Genomic DNA, 21,281 nt, shown 5'->3' on the forward strand with positions numbered 1-21,281 from the left:
AAGATGGATTACGCTAAGCTTAAGAAACTATGTCTTCAACTTCCTGACGCATACTTTTAAATTTGGCTTTGTGAACTGACTTTAAAGGCATATTGCTGATAAAACGATAGAGTTCCCTAGCTTCCATGATATGTTTTCCTTCGGGCTTATCTGTCTGTTGAATTAGCTTTACTAATGACTGTAATAAGTTAAGTGTTACGCCAATATTCAAAGGTGAAACTTTCTTTGCACTTGTAAATTCTTCGTATGCTTGGGCATATTCACCTTCGCTATACAGTGAAATACCTTTCTTATTAAACCTAATGTACTTTGACCTATTCACTTTAATTTTGTCTGATTCTGCTTGCGCCAGATACAAGATTGAACTATCTACTTTGTCAGGGTTAGACATAATGATTTTGGTTAATTTGGCAGCTTCTTCGTAATCTCCTAAATCGAGCATTATTTTTAAGCTATCTGCGGCCATTGCTACAGGGTATTCTGTAAAGTTTCGCTCTATCTCGATTTGACTTTCTTCTAGCGCTTTTTTTGATTCACTGGCTTTACCTTCGAGGTGAAGCATTCTGGCATGCACAATAGACTCAAAAATATCAAAATCAAAATCATCGGGCTGCGTTTTAATGCTATCGTCATTTTTCGCACGGTGCATCGCGACTAGGGAATCTTGCATAAATTTATTACGCAGGCTTTTACTCTCCGCGTTTTCAGCCATATCTAAAATGCTTCTAACATAACCGCATAAGTGATTCACGTTCTTGTGTACCGAACGCTGCGATAATTCAAAAATTGATTTTGCACTGTTCATAGCTAACTCAAAATCTTCATTCTCTCTTGCGATTTCGCACACTCTAAAATGTCTGTCAATTGACAATGGAGATAGAGAAAGCGCCTCTAATATAAATTTGAGTGCTTCAGGCTTTTTATTATTTTGTAAGTAAGCGTCGGCGATAATATCGTAAGCCTCTACATTGTGCATTGAACTGTCTATTGCATCTTTAGCTAGGTCTATGGCTTCGCTAAACTTTTTTTGCAACAACTTGGTTTTAGCTAGGGCGCACAAGGCCCATTGCACTTGTCGTTTCGAGAGTATTTGTTCGAGTAGTTTTTCGGCTTCAGCGTAGTCTTCAGTTTTCCAATAAAGTTCTACTAATAGTTGCATTAAATGATTCGCATACTGAGGTTCGGTTTGTAAAAAATGTTTACAGGTTTCTATGCTCAGCGTGTACTTTCCATGATCGATTTGGCTATATAGAGTCGCGAGAGTTAAGCGTCTCATAATGGCTCGCGTGATACGGGAATTCAATTGTGCTTGTGAAAACGGCTTTATAAGGTAGTCATCAGGTTGTTTTTCTATCGAACCTAAGACCATAGAGCGAGCGCTATCGCCGCTAATCATGATGAATATAGTTGATGGCCTAATATAGTGAAGTTTGCGTATTTCTTCTAGAAACTCAAAACCATTTTTACGATTGGTACCTAAATGCAAATCACATATGACAATATCATATTTGATTGCTTTACACGCTTTTACACCGGCCTCGGCCGACATTTCTGTGGTAATTTTGCTTGCACCCAAACTATTGAGTAATCCTCTCAATAACATCAAAAACGGGCGCCTGTCTTCAATAACTAAACAGCGTTTATCGGAATAATCTAGGGTTCTCATACTTTCCTTTGCCATATATTACTTTGGAATAATTACAGCTTTTGGCAATTAATGTAGGGGTAAATAAAATTGCGATTTCAACCTATATATTCATCGACGCTATCAAAAAAGACTTGAGTAAGTTTGTCAAACAGTCGATAGCTAAATATGCATTTATATTGCCCACTTCACTAAGGTTTGCCATGCAAATTTTATCGCACATTCAATCACTAGATAGGCTACTTAATAGTACCCTTAATAACAGTGGTCGCGAAACATCAACATTTGCTTGGTACCTGACTTTGCAAGCGGCAAATATAGAACAATATAATGCAAAAAATCAGGAGACTGTAGAGGATGATTTACCATACTTTGGTATAAATTTGCCTAGTGCTCCCAAAGCCACTTTGTACTTGCAGGAAGAGCAGCTAGATAAGCTTAATGCTCAAGGCGCGGCTTTGCACCATTGCCAAAAACCAGCTCTGTCTATTCAGTTCTATAACTGTTTACAACCGCAGAGTTTGCATTGGCAACAACAAGAGCAAGTTATTCCTTTTGATGTGGTAGAAAATGCATCAATATTTGCACAAAACGAACTTCGCCCAATAATCACTCCTGACTTTCCTGAGTCGCAAGTTGACGAAACGCTCGCTAAAGATAATTTTGTTGACGCTATTTTCAGTAGCGCTAAATACGCAAACCAATCCCAAGTTTAGAGCTTAGCAAACGCGCCAAAATAGAACGTTCAGGTGTTATTGTCATAGTCTTTCTAAACTGGTCATTTCACTTACTTTATGCTAGTCTTCGCCGCGCAATTTTGCCTTGGTTTTACGTTCCAACTAGCAAAGGAAAAAAGATGACAAAAACAAGCACAAATAATGATTTGTATTTAGTCTGTGCGCTATACAAATTCGTTAGTTTAGAAAATTACAAAGAAATGCGAGCGCCGCTGCGTGAGTTTATGGAAGCGCATGGTATCAGAGGGACCATATTGCTCGCCCATGAGGGATTAAATGGCACTGTGTCAGGCCCTAAAGACAGCATTGACAAACTCCTCTCTCACTTAAACGCCGATGAAAGAATTCGCCCTATATCGCATAAGTTTTCCTGGCATGAAAACCAGCCTTTTTATCGCACTAAGGTCAAACTCAAAAAAGAAATTGTTACGATGGGGGTAGATGGTATTGACCCGCTTAAGACCGTGGGTACTTATGTTGCACCAAAAGACTGGAATGCTTTGATATCTGATCCTGAGGTTACAGTAATTGATACTCGTAACGATTATGAAATCGAAATTGGCACATTCAAGCATGCCCGAAATCCAAATACTGATTCTTTTCGTGAATTTCCTGAGTATGTAGCAAAAGAGCTTCAGCCTGAAAAACATAAGAAAGTCGCTATGTTTTGTACGGGAGGAATACGTTGCGAAAAGTCCACAGCCTATTTAAAAGAGCAGGGCTTTGATGAGGTATATCACTTACAGGGAGGTATTTTACAATACTTAGAAGATGTCCCTGAATCAGAATCACTGTGGGAAGGCGATTGCTTTGTTTTTGATAATCGTGTTGCTGTTAATCATCAATTGGAAAAAAGCGTTTATGACCAATGCTATGGTTGTAGGCTACCTATCACTGAAGAAGATAAGCAAAGTGATAAATTTGAAGCTGGAGTTACATGTCCTGCCTGTTTTGGCAAGCACTCTGAGGAGCAATTAGCACGATTTAGAGAGCGTGAAAAACAGGTTAATCTTGCTAAAGCGCGCGCTCAAGAACATGTTGGTGCAGACGCTCGAGATATTATGAAAAGTAAACGGAATAAAAAGGCACAAGCTCAGCGAGCGCGCGCCCTCGCTAAAAACAGACAGGGCTAATATTGTGGTTTAAGGCTCTGATGTTGCTAACGATGTCGCATACAATGCTGTTCAATATATACATGTTAGTAACGAAGGGCCTTTGTAAAAGTAGTGAAATAAATTCAAATCAGTTTTCACTAGACTTTGCTTAAGGTAACAGAGTAAACTTTAGCAAAGCTTAAGGAAGTGGAACATAATATGACTGAATCTAAATCAGCAAGCGAAGACCTAAGTCCCGAGAAAATAGCAGAAATACGTAAAGAATTTGATTATTTTGATAGCGATAAAAATGGTCAGATTGATCTTCGTGAATTCATTGAAATGCTCACTATTTTATCACCTAAAACTAAAGCCAATCATGTGCAAGAAGGCTTTAATATGATTGACGATAACGGTGACGGGTATATCGATTTCGAAGAGTTTCTAGAGTGGTGGCAAGATTGCTGGTGGGAATATTAGTAGGCTTTGTTGGTTTTAAGGATAATCGCTACTCGTCTATTAGTAATCTAAAAAAGCCCAATCATAATTGGGCTTTTTGCATATCAAAATAGTGCTCAATCGAGCTTATTCGTCAGCGTCATCATTTGATATCTCTTGTCTCGCTTTTCGTTTTATAGGGACATTCCCTATATCAACAGAATCCATCGTATTTATGCGTTTTGTAGATGACGCTTTGTTAGCGGCTTTTTGTTTAGCTTTTGGCTTGGCTAGCACCTTAGCACTTTGCTTGCGCCTCGGTTTAAGGCCGTTAAACTTCGTTGTAATTCCGTCGAGGCTATCAAAACTTACGCTGTCTAAATAGTTTGCTTGAATGGCAAGAAAACTCTGCCAATCCTTTTTTCCTACCAGTGAAAAGGCTTTCCCTTGGCGTCCAGCACGTCCAGTGCGTCCAATACGGTGTATGTATTCTTCTGGAAATTTTGGTAAATCGTAATTAATCACTTGGGAAACATTGCTTATATCTAAGCCCCGAGCCCCAAGGTCGGTCGCGACTAAAATACTAAATTTACCTTTGCTAAAGTCTTGTAGAACTTGGCTACGCTGTTTTTGTAACAACTCGCCATTTAGCGCTGCTGTATTAAAGCCCAAATGGTTTAGCTCATCGCTAATTCGTTGAGTATCAGCGCGCGTTGCCGTAAAGATAATCGCTTGTTCTTGATTTACAATGTGCAAAATTTTCGATAGTTGCGCATCCTTTTGATCAACATTATCTGAAAAATAAAAGGTTTGACTGATATCTTGGTGTGGTTTATTTGCAGCGTCGACAACAATTTTCTGAGGATTTTTTAATAATTGTGTCGTCATCTCTTTTATTTGTGCTTGTTCAATAGTCGCTGAAAACATCATCGTTTGGCGCTTTCTATGGTCGGCTTGTTTATGAATGATATTTAATTGCTCACTAAAGCCTAATTCAAGCATGCGGTCAGCTTCATCAAGAATCAATAACTCTAAACCGTTCAAAAATAATTGCCGGTCTTTTAAATGATCGGCAATCCTGCCTGCTGTACCTACAATAATATGAGGGTTTCTTCTTAGTAATTTGGCTTGGTCGTTATAGTTTTCGCCACCAACGATTAAGTTCGCTTGTAAGGGGGTATTGGCAATTGTTTGGCGAACTACTCCGTAGACTTGTTTTGCCAGCTCTCTAGTGGGTGCGAGTATCAGTGCCCGCGGGTCTGCTTTAGTTAGAGCGCGCTGACTCAGCAATCGATGAGTCATGGGGATCACGAATGCCAAGGTTTTACCAGAGCCTGTTTTCGAGGCGGCAAGAATATCTTTATTTAGCAAGGCATGGGGAATGGCTTGTAATTGAATCGCTGTGGGCTCGCTCAGTTGAGCCGTTTCTAGGTTTTTGACAATTCTATGGTCAATAGGAAATTCAGAGAATAACAAAAATGCACGCCTTATAGAGTTATGAAGACTATATTATAGCGAGCATTGGGCCAAAAAGCCTAAGTATTCAGCTTTTTTGTTGTACACATTTAAGCTTACCACTTTTTCTTTGGCGCAAAAAGTGATTCAATTTCGGCACTTTCTTTTTCTTTCTCGGCCAACAATTGCTTGAGATTATTGTCTTTAACGTTCATCTCCAAATTGTTCAGCATGTTTTCTAGTTCTGGCCTACGAGTATTGGTGTAGTCACATTGTGGTTTGTGATTATTTAGCGCATTGATTGCTTTTTCAATGTATTGCCTAGCCGAACCCTGCATACTGTTGGCGACAGCGTCACTTGCTCGTTTGGCGAGAGTTTCTACGTTTACTCGCAGTTGCAAACTGGCTAAGGCTAACTCCTCTTGTGCAAATAACTTTGGCGTTATGTTCCCTTTTGCATATTCAGAACGAAGTATGATTCGAAGTTTTTTTACCGCTTGAATATACTTAATGATTACTTTATCGGTTTTAGGCAGGGTAAATGCATTCTGATCAGGTGCTGGTTTTTCAACATCTATTGCCTTAATCATTTTTTCTATATCTTCAATTTTGCTTTTTAATTCTGGCGTAGGGGAGTGCTCGGCTATTGCCGTCAATGCGGTCACTGAACGCTGACGCATAAGTGCAATCAATAGTTGAGAAACAGGCATTTGTAGGGCGGCGACGATAGACTCTTCCGTTTCGTCATATATCGTGCGTTGGCGACTAACTTCTTCTCGTTTCTCAGCGGCTTTGCGTTCATTAAATTGCTGAACTGCCGTAGCACCAATTCCGCAAACGATGAGAAAGGCAATAAGAATAATGATGATGGTATAAGTCATGGTCTTTATTAACTCTTGGTGTTAAGCAAGTACTGCATAATATTAAGGTAAATTGAGTTCAAAAACGCTGCCGCCTGTTAGCGCGTCATTTGATAATTTAATGGAGCCAGATTTGCCATCATTTTTATGTGTTTGGGCAATTAATCGCGCAAAAAACAAGCCTAGACCGGTACGGCCTTCTGAGATGCAAAAGTTGTTTAATTTAACCGTGGCCATTTCAAGCATACTTTGTGGATAACCTGGGCCATCGTCTTCAATTTTTATACGTAATTCACCATCAATATCTTTGGCACTTATTTTGATTTTCTTACACTCATAACGGATAGCGTTAATAAGTACATCATGAACCAACAAATAAACGAGTTCACGATCTAAATACCAGCTAAAATCTTCATCAACATCTATATCTACCTGCAATTCTTTTTGGCTGATATAGGCTCTGTTTGATTCCACAACTTCTTCAATAAGGTCAGTAATGAAACACTCGTCAATGTTGACAGGAAGCGCATCGAGTTCAGACCTGTATAGAGAAAGTACTTGCACAAGCACCGTGTTCATTCTATTGGCTTCGTAGTGTACGCCATTAATGCCCTCGCGCGCTTCAACGTTGTCGCTTGGGATCTGGGTTGACAATTGTTCTATAGATTGCATTAATAAACTTAAGGAATTCTTCATGTCATGAATAGCCACTGCTATCACCGATGAAAAATCAAGGCTTTCGCTTATATCATTGCTGGTAATTTGATCGTTTGCCAAGTTAATAGTGTCCATTTGAAGTTGCAGCCCTCATTTGAATCGCACTGCATAAGCATGCATTTTTAGTGAACAAATTAGATGCTTGAAAATATAATACAAATTTAATATGCAAAAAATGTATAGATTCGCTATTATTTATGCATAAAGTGATATTACTATATCGTCCAAAGTTGTATTCTACTTAGTAATATTTTCGCCTAATGTTATGAACAACTGTCACATCTTAGCTAGCCGCAATTAAGGGATTCAATGAAACTACAGCAATTGAGATACATCGTAGAAGTGCTAAACAATAATCTAAACGTATCTGCTACTGCCGAGAATTTATATACTTCTCAACCAGGTATAAGCAAGCAAGTACGTATGCTAGAAGATGAATTAGGTATTCAAATCTTTGGACGCAGTGGTAAACACCTTACCCATGTAACTGAAGCGGGAAAGGAAGTAATCAACATTTCGCGAGAGATCTTAGCTAAAGTAGAAAGTATAAAATCTGTTGCACGAGAACACACCTTGCCGGATCAAGGTAAACTAAATATTGCCACAACCCATACGCAAGCTCGTTATGCCTTGCCTGATGTAATTAAAGGCTTTATGGAAAAGTATCCAAAAGTTTCCTTACATATGCATCAAGGAACTCCATCACAAATCAGTGATTTAGCTGCTAAAGGAGAAGCGGATTTTGCCATAGCAACTGAATCTTTGCATTTATACAATGATCTAGTGATGTTGCCTTGTTACCACTGGAATAGGTCGGTCATTGTCAATAAAAGCCATCCCTTAGCGAAAAAATCGAATATCACTATTCAAGATATTGCTAAGTACTCTTTAGTCACCTATGTATTTGGTTTTACGGGCCGGTCTGAATTGGACAGGGCGTTTAGCGAAGCCGGTCTTGACCCTAAAATCGTCTTTACCGCGACCGATGCCGACGTAATTAAAACCTACGTTAGATTAGGCGTTGGCATTGGTGTAATTGCGTCAATGGCGGTTGATGTAAGCTTAGACAGTGATTTAGTGAAAATCGACGCAAGCCATTTATTTGATTACAGCACAACTAAAATCGGCTTTCGAAAGGGCTCATTTTTACGAAACTATATGTACGAGTTTATTGAACGTTTTGCCCCCCACCTAACAAAAGAAGTGGTTGAACGCGCAATGATGCAAAAGAATAACGATGATGTCGAAACAATGTTTAAAGATTTAACATTACCTGTAAAGTAAATCGATAAACGGCAGATTAATAGTTTAAGCGAAAAAGTCCCATTGCCAGAATGAAGATAGTGTCAGCTTTTTTTACAACTTTGCATTGTTCGTTTTTTTAGTTAATAATGTTCAAAGACATTGGCATTGAATACTTGCATAGGATTTGCTGTTTCAGTTGTAACTAGTTAGTTGCGATTGGTTCGCTAGCGCTAATGATTGTAATCACTATTAATTCATGAAGGACATCTCGATGTTAAATAAACTCCTATGTGGCGCGACGCTTTTGTGCGCGGCTAGTTTCTCTCAAGCGGCAACTATCGTCTTTTCGGATGTGGTCGATGAAACTACCACAAACTTTACTACCACGGTCGAACTAGCGAAATTCGATGACCTTGGCGGAACTCGCGTTCTCGATGCTGTTACTTTTTCTATTGACGGCGATATTTTTGGCATTGCCGAAGTCGAAAGCCGTGATGCAGAAGCAGCAACGATTTTAACTACGCTGTCGGCAGAACTTACACTTACCGATGCGTTGATGAATACCTTAGTTGTTACTGTGCCAACAGTGACCAATACCTTTGAAGCGAGTGCCTTTGATGGCTCTCTTGATTTTGATGGGACCTCTGGCTTCACCTTAGACAACCTGACTGCGAGCAAATATGAAGAGAAAACATTTGTTGATGCGCCTACCTTAGCCTTCTTTAGCGGCGGTGGTATGGCAAATTTTGTATTTGACGCCAATGCAACGAGTTCAGCGACTGGGGCCGGTAACTTAACCACAGGATTTAGTACTTCAGCAGGTGGTTTGGTGTCTGTGATGTATACTTATAGCGAATTTTCAATACCGGTTTCGGCGCCTACTGGAATTGCTATTATCGCTTTAGCATTGCTCGCTTTTGTTGGCGTAAGACGATTCAGTAAATAAGTATTTTATAAAATATCGATTTAAAAAAACGCCGTTTTAAACGGCGTTTTTTACATCTTTATTACTGGTTTAGGACAATACTTCGATTGGGCTACAGGCCTGTAGCTTGTAAACGGAAATTGAGCTCGATACGTGCGGTTTCGTTAGCACTCAATAATATTTACTGCTAGGCCGCCTCTGGCGGTTTCCTTATATTTCGTTTTCATATCATTACCTGTATCCCACATGGTTTTAATCACTTTATCTAAAGATACTTTTTGGTTTCCAGTCCCTCGTAGTGCGAGTCTAGACGCATTAATCGCTTTGACCGCACCCATTGCATTGCGCTCAATACAGGGCACCTGTACTAATCCTCCAACGGGATCACAGGTCAAACCCAAGTTATGTTCCATGCCAATTTCTGCAGCATTTTCGACTTCTTTTACCGAACCGCCAAGTATTTCGGTGAGCGCGCCAGCAGCCATAGAACAAGCAACGCCTACTTCACCTTGACAGCCAACCTCTGCACCAGAAATGGAGGCATTTTTTTTGTATAAAATGCCAATTGCCGCTGCGGTTAACAAAAAGCGACAAGCAGCATCGTCAGACAGTGGCCTAACAAATTTATCATAATAAGACATTACGGCTGGAATAATACCCGCTGCGCCATTAGTAGGTGCTGTGACTACTCGGCCACCTGCTGCGTTTTCTTCATTGACCGCAAGTGCAAACAAGTTTACCCAGTCCATGACAAGCATCGGATCGCTACTTTTTTCGTTTTCAAGAAGGGCTAATAAAGCGGGCGCACGTCTGTGTACTTTCAAGCCACCAGGCAAAATTCCTTCCGTTTGTTTGCCGTTTTCGATGCACTCTTGCATCACCTTCCAAATGTGAACTAATTGCTTTTTAACCTCGGCTTCAGGTAGTAGCATGGTTTCGTTCTTTAGCATTAGGCTACTTATACGGAAGCTATTTTCGTGGCATATTTGCATCAATTCATTGGCGGTTGAAAAAGGAAAGGGAGCATCCATCTGAGCTTGAGAGAACTTTTCATTTTTTTGTGCATCAAATTCTTCATCCTTAACTATGAATCCGCCACCGATTGAATAATAGGTAGCCGTTTTTACCAGCACCTTTTTGTTATACGCAAAAAAAGTCATACCGTTAGCATGCTTTGGCAGTGTCTTTCTGCGATGAAAAACAATCGCACCTTCTTTAGCAAAAGCAATTTTATGTTTTTGCATTACCGCCAAAGTTTGTGTTGATTCAACCTCGTTAAGCATGTTGTCGATTTGTTTAACGGGCACGGTTTCGGGTGAATAGCCAAGTAAACCCAGAATTACTGCCTTGCCAGTGCCGTGTCCTTTTCCTGTTTGGCCAAGTGAACCGTATAATTCGGTACTTATGTGGCTAATCGAATCAATTTGACCACTCTCACTTAGCGCTTGGCAGAAGTCAAGAGCGGCTCGCATAGGCCCGACCGTATGGGAGCTAGATGGGCCTATGCCCACTTTAAACATATCAAATACGCTGATCATAAATACCTCTATAGTTGTATATAAAGTGTTACACAAAAATCCAACAACACAAGTCAAAATTGCTAATCAAATAGATTAGAAATGTTAATGAACTGTTGTGATTGATATAAGCAATAAAGTCATGCTAACTAAAGGGGGAGGTGAGTTGTGATATGTTTTTGAAGTTGAGCGAGGATGCCCGCTGTTGCGCCCCAAATCATGCGATCTTCATAAGGAATAAAATAAACGGGGAAACTGGTTTTATGCTTATGCACGGTTTCAACATAATAGTGATTAGTATTCATTAGGTATTCTAAGGGAACACTAAATACATTAGCGACTTCATTTTCATCAATAATCAAGTCGCTATGAATATCGATTGGCCTTTCATAAATAGAGACAATCGGTAATACAGCAAAACCACTGATGGTTTTATACTCGCCTAAACGACCCAATAAACGCATATGTTTGCGGTCTAGCCCAATTTCTTCTTCTGCTTCGCGATAGGCTGTGTCTACTAAATCTATATCTGTTTTTTCAGCTTTACCGCCGGGGAAACTAATTTGTCCTGCGTGGTGACGTAAATGACTAGCGCGCTTAGTGAATAAAACATGTAACTTGTCATTTTGGGGGAATAAGCAAATAAGAACCGCAGCCGCGCGCTTTGCGACAAGCAGAGGATAATCCGCCCCTTGTTGCAAAGACCAAGGCCTATTGAAAGCTGAAAGAAAGTCAAATTCATTCATTTAACTAACATCCTCGTGATGATTAGTCGCCGCCATTGCTGTTTGTGGCTTAACGGGCAGTATGGGTAATATTTTAGCGACTTTATGCAAACTTTCAAAGTACTCATCTTCATCTTGAGAGTCTATAACAATGCCACCGCCAGCCCAGCAATATAATTGATTAGTTGTTTTGCCACTTTGCTGATGCTTTTTTGTTTGTCCAAGCAGGGTTCGGATGCATATGTTGGTATCAACATCTGAGCGAATACCAATATAACCAATCGTTCCGCAATATATGGCGCGCTTGTCGGGTTCAAGCTCTTGAATTATCTGCATAGCTCTTACCTTGGGAGCTCCTGTAATGGAACCACCGGGGAAAGCGCCTTTGATAAGATCATAAACACTTGCATCTGCTTTAAGTTTTCCTATCACGGTACTTACCATATGATGTACCGCTGGATAGCTTTCTAAGGCAAATAGCTTGGGTACTTCAACCGAATTGGCTTGGCAATGTTTACTTAAATCATTGCGCAATAAATCGACTATCATTAAGTTTTCAGCGCGATCTTTTTCGGCATTTAGCAGTTCTGCCGCCAGCGCTTTATCTTCATCGGGGCATTTACTGCGCTTTCGAGTCCCTTTAATAGGTTTGGTTTCAACAAATGAGTCTTTAACCTGTAAAAAACGCTCGGGAGATAAACTTAGCACTGCGCTTGAAGGCAGACGAACAAAGGCAGAAAAAGGCGCTTTGTTGAGTTCTCTTAATTGGCAGTACGCTGTCCATTCGCTACCTTGATAGGGCGCGCTAAATCGTTGTGCAAAATTAACTTGGTAGCAATCCCCAGCGCGCAGATAAGCATCAATTTTAGTAAATTTTTCGCAATATTCAGCTTTTGTCATATTTGATGCCCAAGGGGCTAAAAGAGCAAAGTCAGCTACTTTATTATTGTTGTTATTATTTTCGCTAATGATACTCAGTATGTTGTTGATATAGTGTGTGTCTATTGAAAATATTGAGAGTGTTTGCTCAAGATTATCGTAGATGACGCTTGAGTGATAAAAGCCTACGCTAATATCTGGGAGCGCATATTGTTGTGGATGGTCATCGCGTATTTTGTCAGAGGTTGTATTACCATCGTAACCAAAAACGCCAAGCGCACCTACTACGAATGGAAGTGTAATTTTATCGATCTCATCGTGTGCAAAAACGCTGCTAAATATCCCTTGTAACTTTGCTAAGTTTTGATAGGGGCAGTCACTATTAATAAGTTCCTCGCCGAATGTTAGGCCATCAATTGTATGCATCGCGGTTTCGTTTTCAGCGTGATAGCAATCACCCGCAAGCGTATGGTCTCCTCGCGTGAACTCATAGGTCAAACAAGGTGAATGGACGAAAATATCGTAGCGCCCATCCATGTGCGTTTGCTCGCAGCTATCGAGTAAAAAAGACCAAGGTTTATGTTCAAATACGGAGAAGAGCTCGAGTACTTGCGCTGGTTCAACATTCGACAATTTTTTGCTTAATAACTTAATAGTCAAAACTTCTCCGCGGCCAACTATTTACGCAACAAGGCGAATTTGTCCACACAAAATAGGCTTTAATAACGACGACCAAAGTCTAATTAGCAAAGCTTGGTGGATTATCTTATTGCGCGTAGTATACTTACATTTTTATACCTTAACCAACCCGCTTAACAAGCTTAGCAAGACTCAGCGTAGTTTGAAGATATGCAAATTATTATTTGGATAATTGCTTTGAATCTTACACCTGTTTGTAAAGCGTGCCTAATGCCAAGAGGAATTTATGACCGTTATTCGTCAACAAGACTTTATAGATAGTATTGAAGATGCCTTGCAGTTTATATCGTACTACCATCCATTAGACTATGTGAAAGCAGTAGAACAAGCATACAACAAAGAAGAAAGTAAGGCAGCGAAAGACGCAATGGCGCAAATACTGATAAATTCACGTATGTCAGCCCATGGTAAGCGCCCCCTTTGTCAAGACACAGGGATTGTCACTTGTTTTGTAAAAGTCGGTATGGAAGTAAGTTGGGATAAAACTGATCTTACGGTCCAGCAAATGGTTGATGAAGGCACAAGGCGCGTTTATATGAATGCCGACAACCCATTGCGAGCATCAATAGTAGCAGACCCTGCAGGCCAACGTAAAAACACCAAAGATAACACCCCAGCGGTGGTTCATTTAGATATGGTGATGGGCAATAAAGTGGAAGTGATGATAGCGGCTAAGGGCGGCGGTTCTGAAAATAAATCTAAAATGGTGATGTTAAATCCCAGTGATGATATTGCTGATTGGGTGGTAAAAACCTTGCCTACTATGGGCGCCGGTTGGTGTCCGCCAGGCATGCTAGGCATAGGCATTGGTGGCACAGCTGAAAAATCTGCCGTATTGGCCAAAGAAAGTTTAATGGACCCTGTTGATATGCAGGAGCTTATCGAACGAGGCCCGGTGACTACCGAAGAGAAGTTACGTGTTGATATCTATAACAAAGTGAATGCTTTAGGTATTGGCGCGCAAGGTCTAGGAGGCCTAACAACTGTTGTTGACGTTAAAATCATGTCAGTACCTACGCACGCGGCATCTAAACCTGTATCTATGATCCCAAATTGTGCTGCCACAAGGCATGCACATTTTACCCTTGATGGTAGCGGCCCCTACGAACAAAAACCACCCTCTTTAGAAGATTGGCCTGAAATCACTTGGGATGTGGGTGATGATGTACGTAGAGTAGACCTTAATACTGTTACAAAAGAAGATATTCAAGAGTGGAAGGTAGGCGAAACTGTTTTACTTAGCGGTAAGATGTTAACCGGTCGTGATGCCGCCCACAAACGCATTCAGTCTATGCTACAAAGCGGTGAAGGTATGCCTGAAGGCGTTGATTTAACCAATCGTTTTATCTATTACGTAGGGCCAGTAGATGCTGTTGGTGATGAAGCCGTTGGACCAGCAGGACCGACTACCGCAACCAGAATGGATAAGTTTACCGACATGATGCTTGAAGAAACTGGCCTAATCGGCATGATTGGGAAAGCGGAACGTGGGCCTGCAACTGTCGCCAGTATCGCTAAACACAAAGCCGTTTATTTAATGGCGGTTGGTGGTGCAGCTTATTTGGTGTCAAAAGCGATTAAAAAATCCAGAGTCGTTGCCTTTGAAGATTTAGGTATGGAAGCCATCTACGAATTTGACGTAGAAGATATGCCAGTCACTGTCGCTGTTGACAGCACCGGTGCTAACGCACACGAAACTGGCCCCGCAATTTGGAAGGTAAAAATTGCTGAAAATAGCAAAGCTTAAGATATGTGTTAGAGCGTGTATGCACAAGGAATGGCTTTGAATCTAGCACAGTGGGCGCAAAATCTTGATGAATCGATAGTCGCAATTAGCGCCTTGTCGTTAGCGATTTTGCTGCCCATTTTACTTTGGATTGTGTTGGCGCATATATATAACAAGCGTTTTGCTGAAGCATCATTAGCTTGGCACAATGAAAAAAATGACTTAGAAACCTCATTATCACTCATTACACAAGAACTTACGCTATCCAAAAGTCAGCAAGATTCACTTGTTCAACACTATGAGCGAGAAGTACATAAAACCACCCTCGATAGTCGTCGCTTGCAGCAAACTGTCACTGAGCAAGAACGTCAGTTGGGCAAGCTGTCACAACAGGCAAATGAACTTTTTGAGTTAAAAGAGCACTATGCCAAACTACAACATAACTTTGACAAGCTACAAGACAAGCACTCTGATTTACAAGCAAGTTATGAATCACAGCAAGCAGCAATAGCCCAAGAGCGCATTGGCTTTGATGAGAAATTTGCACTACTAAGCAGTGCTGAAAAACACCTTAATACCCAATTTGAAAACTTAGCGAATAAGATTTTTGAACAAAAATCTGAAAAGTTCACTAAGTCCAGCGAACAGGGTATAAATCATTTGTTGTCTCCTTTAAAGCAACAAATAGACGACTTTAAAAAGCAAATAAATGATCAGTATGTATCAGCAGGGCAGGAGCGAGCCTCGTTACGTACTGAGATTTTGGGCCTAAAAGAACTAAACTTGCAAATTACGCAAGAAGCGGCAGCCTTAACAAACGCATTGAAAGGAGACAATAAGCAGCAAGGAAACTGGGGCGAGGTTGTGCTTGCTAGGATCCTTGATGAATCGGGTCTGCGTGAAGGACATGAATACGAGATTCAAAAACACCTAGTTAGTGAACAAGGCAAACGCTACCGGCCTGATGTGGTTGTTCATTTACCCAATAAAAAAGATATTGTCATCGATTCGAAGGTGTCATTGATTGCTCACGAAAAAGTCGTCAACGCTGATACCGAAGAATTAAGAACAAAAGCACTCAAAGAACATATATTATCAATTAAAGGCCATATAAAAGGCTTGAGTAAAAAGGATTATCAAGACCTTGCGGGCGTTGAAACCCTAGATTACGTGCTGATGTTCGTGCCGGTTGAGTCGGCCTTTATGTCGGCAGTACAACACGAGCCTGAATTAGTAAAATTGGCCATGGACAATCAAATTATGCTGGTCAGCCCAACAAACCTATTGGTAGCGCTGCGCACGATCAATAACATTTGGCAATACGAGTATCAAAACCAACACGCTAAAAAGATTGCCGACAAAGCTAAAGGCATGTACGACAAGTTTGCCAATTTTGTGGATGATATGCAGCGCATTGGCAAAAATATGGACGCTTTAGAAAAAAGCTATGATGCCGCAATGAATAAATTAGCAACCGGCAGAGGCAATTTAGTGAGTCAAGCTGAGAGTTTCAAGTCATTGGGCGTGGCGCCTACAAAGCGCATCGATAAATCGTTGTTGCCGGTTGATCATAGTGACACAGAAAGCGTAGATTAAGCGTTTAGTCACTGCCTCGAAGACGTCTGTACTCATTGTTATCTATTTCAAAAGCAGATAGGAGTGTGTCGCGGGCGTGGCGGTTTAATGGGTCGTTGACGTTTTGTGCTATCTCAAACAATGCTTGCTTTAACGTCGAATTGGGTTTGACGGTGCCGGTGTGTAAGGTTGTTAAAATGGCGATGCGCGTTTCAAATGAATTGTCTTGACTTAAATAGCTAAAGGCTAAATTCTCGCGTTCTTCTGGTGCGCTAAATTTCAGAATGTTCTCAACTAAATTAGCAGTTTTACCTGATGTGTTTTCATTGATCAACATGCGTAAATCACTAACCACTCTTATTCTTTCGTCTTGGTTTAGTTGGTAGGGTTGCAAAAGGTCTAATGCATATGTTCGCGTCGCTTGCTGGCTATCATTGAACACAGCTATGTTTTTGACCGCATCAAGAACCTGCTTGTTTTTGAGACCTTGCCCCGAACCATAAACAAGGTCTAATAATCTATTATTAGCTGTAGGCGTACCTAGTGTTGACAGTTGATTAATAGCGTTGAAAATCAAATCGTCTTTTCCAGGCACATTGGCACCGCGAATAACGCTAAAAATATAATTCGGAAAATCATCTCCTTCAGCTAACAGTAAATAATCTAATATTTGTTGAAAGTTGTCAGGTGAGTTCTCAACGGCTTTTCGTAAAACGAGTAAAGCAGGTGCAAATTTGGCGATATCGCTGGTTTTATTGGTCGAGCTAGTTGGCGTTAAATCTAGCGCATTAATAAAGGCGATTATCTCCTCGATACTAGAATCTTCTGTAATGGGAAGATTAGTTTCTGTATTATCTTTTTGTTCACTCAAGTTATCTGCTGGCGAATTATTTGTTGATTTTTCGTCAATCACGCTAGCGTCGCTTACTTTTTGATTATGTAGTGCTTGAGCAGCGTCATCATTTCTAACGGGGTTTGGAGTGGGCGGGGCTGTTTGAACTGGAGGATTTTGTAAACTTAACCTATGTAAACGTTTTAAAGTTTTCTCGGTTCCTAACCAATAGCCGCTAGCAAACGCTGCCAGGGCGACTATTATGACAATAAAGAGAAGGGTATTTTTATTGCTCATTTCACTGAATAAGTAGTACTTATTTTTACATCCTTACTTAGCATCAGCATAACCGAACAGTATTTTTCTGTTGACAGCTGCACCGCTCGCGCTAAATGCTTTTCATGTACGTTTGTCCCCGATACCTCGTAATGGGCATGAATTTCAGTAAACACCCGAGGTGCTTCATCTGCCCTTTGGGCCTCTAATCTACACACGCAACTTTCAATACCTTGGCGTGCTTTACGCATAATTTCAACCACGTCGACCGATGAACAAGCGCCTACGCTTAGTAACACGGCTTGCATTGGAGATAAACCATCGCCGTTACCGTCAAGCTTGAGTGATTTGCCATCATCCATTAGGCCTTCAAAGGCCAGTCCATCTTCGCTTTGTTGCCAGCTTACCTCTGCTTTCATCAAGTACTCCTTAGCTTATTTATTTTCTTGGTTAAGATATAAACAGTTTTTCTCAATTCGAATCTTTTTCTGCTTATATAAGTTACCAATAGCTTTTTTGTAAGCAGCTTTACTCACTTTAAAACGTGAAAATATTTCATCAGGGCTACTTTTATCGGTTAGTGTCGACATGCCATCGTGCGCTAACAAGTCCTCTAAAATGGCTTCAGCTAGACTTAAACGAGCACTTTGGGTTTGTGCTTGTAAAGATAAATCCAGCTTGCCGTCTTCGCGTACCGACTTTATGTAGCCATCGATATAGTCGCCAATGTTAACGCTGGTGATTAAATCACTATTGAATAATAGGCCTTGAAACTTATCATTTACAATCGCTTTAAACCCGAGGGGGTCTTCGCATAAATAAGCAAAGATACAGGTTCATTCGCGCTAAGCTGCTGCTGATGCGCCTGCAAAAAGCGTTCAATCTTTGTGGTTGCAACAAGCTTGCCTAATCTGTCTTGTACTGCGCTCACAACATAACGGCTGCCTATATCAAGGTTAGTATGAAGTTGTCCTTCTGGCGCATATAAGTCTGGTTTGATGCCCCAATCAAAAAAACAGCCATGGGTACTAGCGCCAACCACAACCAGTGGTGCAAATTGATTTAACATTACCTTCGGGGTTTTTATAGAAGCTAAAAAGGAGCCGTCGGCTGCGGTATACACAAATACATCGAGGGCTTGGTCAATCTCATATTCAACCGAAGTATCTTTGAGCATGACAACTTGTTCACTTGAGGAACCGGGCATGAGTAGTTCGTATCCGAACGGAAAAACATCAACTACGTGGAGGCGATTAAATTGGCCAATTTTCAACATCTTGCTATGATACTCATCAAATAAAAGCGAGTATAACAAAGTCTATAGAGTTTAGAGAGTGAATCAATGAAACTAAATGCGGATATTGGCGAAAGTTATGGGAAATGGAGCCTAGGGGAAGACGCAGAAGTCATGCCCTTGATTGATCAGGCTAATATAGCCTGTGGCTATCATGCGGGCGATGCGCTAACGATGCAAGAAACTATAAGACTTGCCAAGGCCCATAATGTTGAAATTGGTGCCCATGTATCTTATCCCGATTTACAGGGCTTTGGGCGCCGGTCTATGCAACTAAGCGCGACAGAACTTATGGCCATGATCCAAGCTCAAATAGCAACGCTTGAAGGTTTAGCAAAGTGTCAAAATACAAAAGTTACTTATGTGAAACCTCATGGTGCGCTTTATAACGATATGATGAAAGATATCGACATATTCACGATCATTGTGAGGGCCCTAAGTACTTACCATATTTCACTGGATTTACTTATTCAGGCCTTACCCGATAACAGTAAATATAATGACATAGCCGCTGCCCACGGACTAAAGCTTAGGTTTGAAGCTTTTTCTGATAGAGCATATACCAAAGAAGGTTTACTGGTCAGTCGCACGAAAGAAAACGCTATGCTTAGCCAAGAAGATAGCCTAAAGCAAGTCGTTTCAATGATTGAAAACAGGCCGTTTTTAAGTGAAAGTAACACCGTACTTGAGCTCAATATTGATACAATTTGTGTGCATTCGGATAGTCCTTCAGCGCTTAATTTATGCCGCGAAATTAGGGCAATATTAAGTAAGAATAGTGATAATGAGTGAAGCGAATGATACATCCTAAACATGGTGTGGATAATAGCAATCATTATAAACTAAGTCCTTCTTTGTTGGCTTGAGCAAGTGGCTGAAGACTGCCTAATCATCAGGGTAGATAAAGACACAGTGGAAGACTTAGTGCTGCGCAACGAGATGATAAAAGATTATCTACTCGCGATTGAAAACAGTTTCCCTAAAAAAGTAGCGGGGCTAATTTTAGACAAGATTGTTTCGTACGACTCGTTGTTACTGCGCTTTGATGCACGGTTTATTAATTTGACTACATTAGTTAAGGAGTTGCGCAAGGTCGGCCTCAACTTAAACAATCAAAATGACACTACGAAGGACTTGCTTGAGCAGACAAACGGACGTGTGCACACTATTGATGTTTGTTATACATATGCAAGCGATAGCAAGCCTAACGATATTGAGCTTGTTGCCAGCACGACTGGCTTATCGATAGAATCCCTTATTGCCTTGCATCAAGAACCAGAGTATAAAGTTTTTGCCGTTGGGTTTATGCCACATTTTGCTTATCTTGGTGAAGTTCATGAAAAATTGCAGGTAGCCAGATTGGCACAACCTCGATTAAAAGTCCCGGCAGGGGCTATAGCAATAGCTGACAATCAAACGGCAATATATCCAAATGTTACGCCCGGGGGCTGGCACATTATTGGCTACACAGCGACCCAATTTAACCCAGAGCTCAGCATTGGGCCCAATGATACTGTTAAGTTCAACGCGGTAAACCTAGAGACATTTCAACAACAAGAGCAAAGCCCGCCATGTTCACCTTAGTCAAAAGTGGTCTGTTTACACAGTGGACTGATGCTGGTCGTAAAGGCGCGCAAATTAACGGTTATAGCCAGTCGGGCGCAATCGACTGGTTTAACTTTGAACTTGCCAATGCACTGTGCGGTAATCCCTTAGATTCGCCTGTACTTGAGGTCATGGGCGGGAATGTCGAACTGAAGCTCGATAGGCCCTGCGTGCTCAGTGTGACGGGTGCTCCTGTTAATCTTAGTATAAATGGCCGAGCGAAGAAAATGGATGGCGCTGTTAGATGCGTATTACAAGATCAAGATGTGTTGCAGATAGGTCAAGTGGAGACAGGTTTATTTAATTATATTGCCTTTTCTGCATCCTTCGACTTGCCGCTGTTTGCCAATTCCGTTTGTAAAGTGAAACGTGAAAGCCTTACTGCGTCGGCTAGTCGACATTGCTTTTTGGCGAACGGTACTTATTTTAAAGGCGAAACCAATAAAGCGCTGTCTAATGCGGGGGCGCGTTTATTTGAACAAAACGCACTTGATCAAGTAGATATTTCGCCAGCAATGAAGGCGCTACATCAAAAGCAAAAGGAGCCTTACAAGTCTATTCCTTTTACTTTTTGTTACCAAGCTGCGTCATTTTCTCCTATCGAACGCCAACGCTTTTTAGCGCATGATTACCAGCTTAGTCATGATTTAGACAAAATGGGTGTTCGTCTAAATGGACCAACTATCACATCTGCTACAAAACGCTTAACGTCTCAGGGCATGGTAAATGGCAGTATTCAAATATCTGGTGAAGGCAAGCCAATCGTCATGCGTAATGATAGGCAAACAATTGGAGGTTATCCTATTATTGGGACCGTCAATAGCGAAGGTTTAGCTATTTTGAGTCAAGCAACGCCCGGCCAAAGCTTGCGTTTTGTAGCAACTGACTTTGAGACTTCAGCAATTTGGTGTCAATTAATTGATATTCAGCTAAAACAAGTATTAAATAACACGCATAGCTTATTTGATAGTCAATAAGTACCCTAAGTTATAAAAGGTCACAAAAAGTTACAAGGCACACACAAATAAGGAAACAAG

21 protein-coding genes are annotated in these 21,281 nt (G+C 40.9%); 10 read left to right on the top strand and 11 right to left on the bottom strand.

Going from position 1 to position 21,281, the window contains the following annotated elements; translation table 11 throughout:
* Positions 1–19: 19 nt before the first annotated feature.
* Positions 20–1,666, bottom strand: coding sequence for a response regulator (locus AC0L6H_RS14665; protein WP_473389845.1), 1,647 nt, complete (start codon positions 1,664–1,666; stop codon positions 20–22).
* Between the two features lie 41 nt (positions 1,667–1,707).
* Here AC0L6H_RS14665 and AC0L6H_RS14670 point away from each other — a divergent pair, with 41 nt between their 5' ends.
* The 3 genes from AC0L6H_RS14670 (at position 1,708) to AC0L6H_RS14680 (ending at position 3,956) form a co-directional block, all read left to right on the top strand.
* Entirely contained in the window at positions 1,708–2,361 is a 654-nt protein-coding gene (locus AC0L6H_RS14670; RefSeq protein ID WP_473389846.1) for a hypothetical protein, read from the top strand.
* A 140-nt stretch (positions 2,362–2,501) separates the two neighbouring features.
* A complete protein-coding gene (gene trhO, locus AC0L6H_RS14675) occupies positions 2,502–3,515 on the top strand; it encodes an oxygen-dependent tRNA uridine(34) hydroxylase TrhO (RefSeq protein WP_473389848.1) in 1,014 nt (337 codons plus the stop codon).
* 180 nt (positions 3,516–3,695) lie between these two features.
* Complete coding sequence (locus AC0L6H_RS14680; protein WP_473389849.1) at positions 3,696–3,956, top strand: EF-hand domain-containing protein; 261 nt, start codon at positions 3,696–3,698, stop codon at positions 3,954–3,956.
* Positions 3,957–4,061: 105 nt separating this feature from the next.
* On the opposite strand, the gene AC0L6H_RS14685 is transcribed toward AC0L6H_RS14680, so the two are convergent.
* From AC0L6H_RS14685 to AC0L6H_RS14695, 3 genes are all read right to left on the bottom strand, one after another.
* Positions 4,062–5,390, bottom strand: coding sequence for a DEAD/DEAH box helicase (locus AC0L6H_RS14685; protein WP_473389850.1), 1,329 nt, complete (start codon positions 5,388–5,390; stop codon positions 4,062–4,064).
* Between the two features lie 95 nt (positions 5,391–5,485).
* Positions 5,486–6,250, bottom strand: a complete 765-nt coding sequence (locus AC0L6H_RS14690) for a hypothetical protein (RefSeq protein WP_473389851.1) — start codon at positions 6,248–6,250, stop codon at positions 5,486–5,488.
* Between the two features lie 42 nt (positions 6,251–6,292).
* Positions 6,293–7,021, bottom strand: a complete 729-nt coding sequence (locus AC0L6H_RS14695; RefSeq protein ID WP_473389852.1) for a sensor histidine kinase — start codon at positions 7,019–7,021, stop codon at positions 6,293–6,295.
* A gap of 234 nt (positions 7,022–7,255) precedes the next feature.
* Between AC0L6H_RS14695 and cysB the strand changes: the two genes are divergently transcribed.
* Complete coding sequence (gene cysB, locus AC0L6H_RS14700; protein WP_473389853.1) at positions 7,256–8,230, top strand: HTH-type transcriptional regulator CysB; 975 nt, start codon at positions 7,256–7,258, stop codon at positions 8,228–8,230.
* Between the two features lie 232 nt (positions 8,231–8,462).
* Entirely contained in the window at positions 8,463–9,137 is a 675-nt protein-coding gene (locus AC0L6H_RS14705; RefSeq protein WP_473389855.1) for a choice-of-anchor E domain-containing protein, read from the top strand.
* 143 nt (positions 9,138–9,280) lie between these two features.
* Here AC0L6H_RS14705 and AC0L6H_RS14710 read toward each other — a convergent pair whose 3' ends face one another.
* From AC0L6H_RS14710 to pabB, 3 genes are all read right to left on the bottom strand, one after another.
* Positions 9,281–10,654, bottom strand: coding sequence for an L-serine ammonia-lyase (locus AC0L6H_RS14710; protein WP_473389856.1), 1,374 nt, complete (start codon positions 10,652–10,654; stop codon positions 9,281–9,283).
* Between the two features lie 128 nt (positions 10,655–10,782).
* Positions 10,783–11,379 (bottom strand): CoA pyrophosphatase, encoded by a 597-nt coding sequence (locus AC0L6H_RS14715; RefSeq protein WP_473389857.1) that lies wholly within the window; start codon positions 11,377–11,379, stop codon positions 10,783–10,785.
* Positions 11,380–12,897, bottom strand: a complete 1,518-nt coding sequence (pabB, locus tag AC0L6H_RS14720; protein WP_473389858.1) for an aminodeoxychorismate synthase component I — start codon at positions 12,895–12,897, stop codon at positions 11,380–11,382.
* A 265-nt stretch (positions 12,898–13,162) separates the two neighbouring features.
* Here pabB and AC0L6H_RS14725 point away from each other — a divergent pair, with 265 nt between their 5' ends.
* Together AC0L6H_RS14725 and AC0L6H_RS14730 are read left to right on the top strand one after the other, a co-directional pair.
* Positions 13,163–14,683: a fumarate hydratase gene (locus AC0L6H_RS14725; RefSeq protein ID WP_473389860.1), complete on the top strand. Its 1,521-nt coding sequence runs from the start codon at positions 13,163–13,165 to the stop codon at positions 14,681–14,683.
* Positions 14,684–14,719: 36 nt separating this feature from the next.
* Entirely contained in the window at positions 14,720–16,258 is a 1,539-nt protein-coding gene (locus AC0L6H_RS14730) for a DNA recombination protein RmuC (protein ID WP_473389862.1), read from the top strand.
* 4 nt (positions 16,259–16,262) lie between these two features.
* Here AC0L6H_RS14730 and AC0L6H_RS14735 read toward each other — a convergent pair whose 3' ends face one another.
* From AC0L6H_RS14735 to AC0L6H_RS14750, 4 genes are read right to left on the bottom strand one after another with little or no spacing between them, the layout of a single operon-like run.
* Complete coding sequence (locus AC0L6H_RS14735) at positions 16,263–17,366, bottom strand: hypothetical protein (RefSeq protein WP_473389863.1); 1,104 nt, start codon at positions 17,364–17,366, stop codon at positions 16,263–16,265.
* Positions 17,363–17,764 (bottom strand): OsmC family protein, encoded by a 402-nt coding sequence (locus tag AC0L6H_RS14740; protein WP_473389865.1) that lies wholly within the window; start codon positions 17,762–17,764, stop codon positions 17,363–17,365. Before AC0L6H_RS14740 ends, AC0L6H_RS14735 begins: the two co-directional genes overlap by 4 nt.
* Before the next feature lie 15 nt (positions 17,765–17,779).
* The gene (locus AC0L6H_RS14745) at positions 17,780–18,175 is read right to left on the bottom strand and encodes a S1 RNA-binding domain-containing protein (protein WP_473394549.1); all 396 of its coding nucleotides are present in this window, start codon (positions 18,173–18,175) and stop codon (positions 17,780–17,782) included.
* Entirely contained in the window at positions 18,127–18,621 is a 495-nt protein-coding gene (locus AC0L6H_RS14750) for a S1-like domain-containing RNA-binding protein (protein ID WP_473389866.1), read from the bottom strand. The genes AC0L6H_RS14745 and AC0L6H_RS14750 overlap by 49 nt, the downstream gene beginning before the upstream one ends.
* A 66-nt stretch (positions 18,622–18,687) precedes the next feature.
* Here AC0L6H_RS14750 and AC0L6H_RS14755 point away from each other — a divergent pair, with 66 nt between their 5' ends.
* From AC0L6H_RS14755 to AC0L6H_RS14765, 3 genes are all read left to right on the top strand, one after another.
* Positions 18,688–19,431: a 5-oxoprolinase subunit PxpA gene (locus AC0L6H_RS14755; protein WP_473389868.1), complete on the top strand. Its 744-nt coding sequence runs from the start codon at positions 18,688–18,690 to the stop codon at positions 19,429–19,431.
* 78 nt (positions 19,432–19,509) lie between these two features.
* Positions 19,510–20,223: a 5-oxoprolinase subunit B family protein gene (locus AC0L6H_RS14760; RefSeq protein WP_473389869.1), complete on the top strand. Its 714-nt coding sequence runs from the start codon at positions 19,510–19,512 to the stop codon at positions 20,221–20,223.
* The gene (locus AC0L6H_RS14765) at positions 20,211–21,221 is read left to right on the top strand and encodes a 5-oxoprolinase subunit C family protein (RefSeq protein WP_473389871.1); all 1,011 of its coding nucleotides are present in this window, start codon (positions 20,211–20,213) and stop codon (positions 21,219–21,221) included. The genes AC0L6H_RS14760 and AC0L6H_RS14765 overlap by 13 nt, the downstream gene beginning before the upstream one ends.
* The last annotated feature ends 60 nt before the right edge of the window (positions 21,222–21,281 follow it).

The organism is Glaciecola sp. G7-5, from assembly GCF_055808975.1.

Bases quoted from the DNA above. Each gene is read 5' to 3' on its own strand.
- AC0L6H_RS14740 (WP_473389865.1), bottom strand. From the start codon at position 17,764: ATGAAAGCAGAGGTAAGCTGGCAACAAAGCGAAGATGGACTGGCCTTT.
- AC0L6H_RS14680 (WP_473389849.1), top strand. From the start codon at position 3,696: ATGACTGAATCTAAATCAGCAAGCGAAGACCTAAGTCCCGAGAAAATA.
- AC0L6H_RS14755 (WP_473389868.1), top strand. From the start codon at position 18,688: ATGAAACTAAATGCGGATATTGGCGAAAGTTATGGGAAATGGAGCCTA.
- AC0L6H_RS14710 (WP_473389856.1), bottom strand. From the start codon at position 10,654: ATGATCAGCGTATTTGATATGTTTAAAGTGGGCATAGGCCCATCTAGC.
- AC0L6H_RS14750 (WP_473389866.1), bottom strand. From the start codon at position 18,621: ATGTTGAAAATTGGCCAATTTAATCGCCTCCACGTAGTTGATGTTTTT.
- AC0L6H_RS14690 (WP_473389851.1), bottom strand. From the start codon at position 6,250: ATGACTTATACCATCATCATTATTCTTATTGCCTTTCTCATCGTTTGC.
- AC0L6H_RS14705 (WP_473389855.1), top strand. From the start codon at position 8,463: ATGTTAAATAAACTCCTATGTGGCGCGACGCTTTTGTGCGCGGCTAGT.
- AC0L6H_RS14715 (WP_473389857.1), bottom strand. From the start codon at position 11,379: ATGAATGAATTTGACTTTCTTTCAGCTTTCAATAGGCCTTGGTCTTTG.
- AC0L6H_RS14665 (WP_473389845.1), bottom strand. From the start codon at position 1,666: ATGAGAACCCTAGATTATTCCGATAAACGCTGTTTAGTTATTGAAGAC.
- AC0L6H_RS14695 (WP_473389852.1), bottom strand. From the start codon at position 7,021: ATGGACACTATTAACTTGGCAAACGATCAAATTACCAGCAATGATATA.
- AC0L6H_RS14725 (WP_473389860.1), top strand. From the start codon at position 13,163: ATGACCGTTATTCGTCAACAAGACTTTATAGATAGTATTGAAGATGCC.
- cysB (WP_473389853.1), top strand. From the start codon at position 7,256: ATGAAACTACAGCAATTGAGATACATCGTAGAAGTGCTAAACAATAAT.
- trhO (WP_473389848.1), top strand. From the start codon at position 2,502: ATGACAAAAACAAGCACAAATAATGATTTGTATTTAGTCTGTGCGCTA.
- AC0L6H_RS14735 (WP_473389863.1), bottom strand. From the start codon at position 17,366: ATGAGCAATAAAAATACCCTTCTCTTTATTGTCATAATAGTCGCCCTG.
- AC0L6H_RS14765 (WP_473389871.1), top strand. From the start codon at position 20,211: ATGTTCACCTTAGTCAAAAGTGGTCTGTTTACACAGTGGACTGATGCT.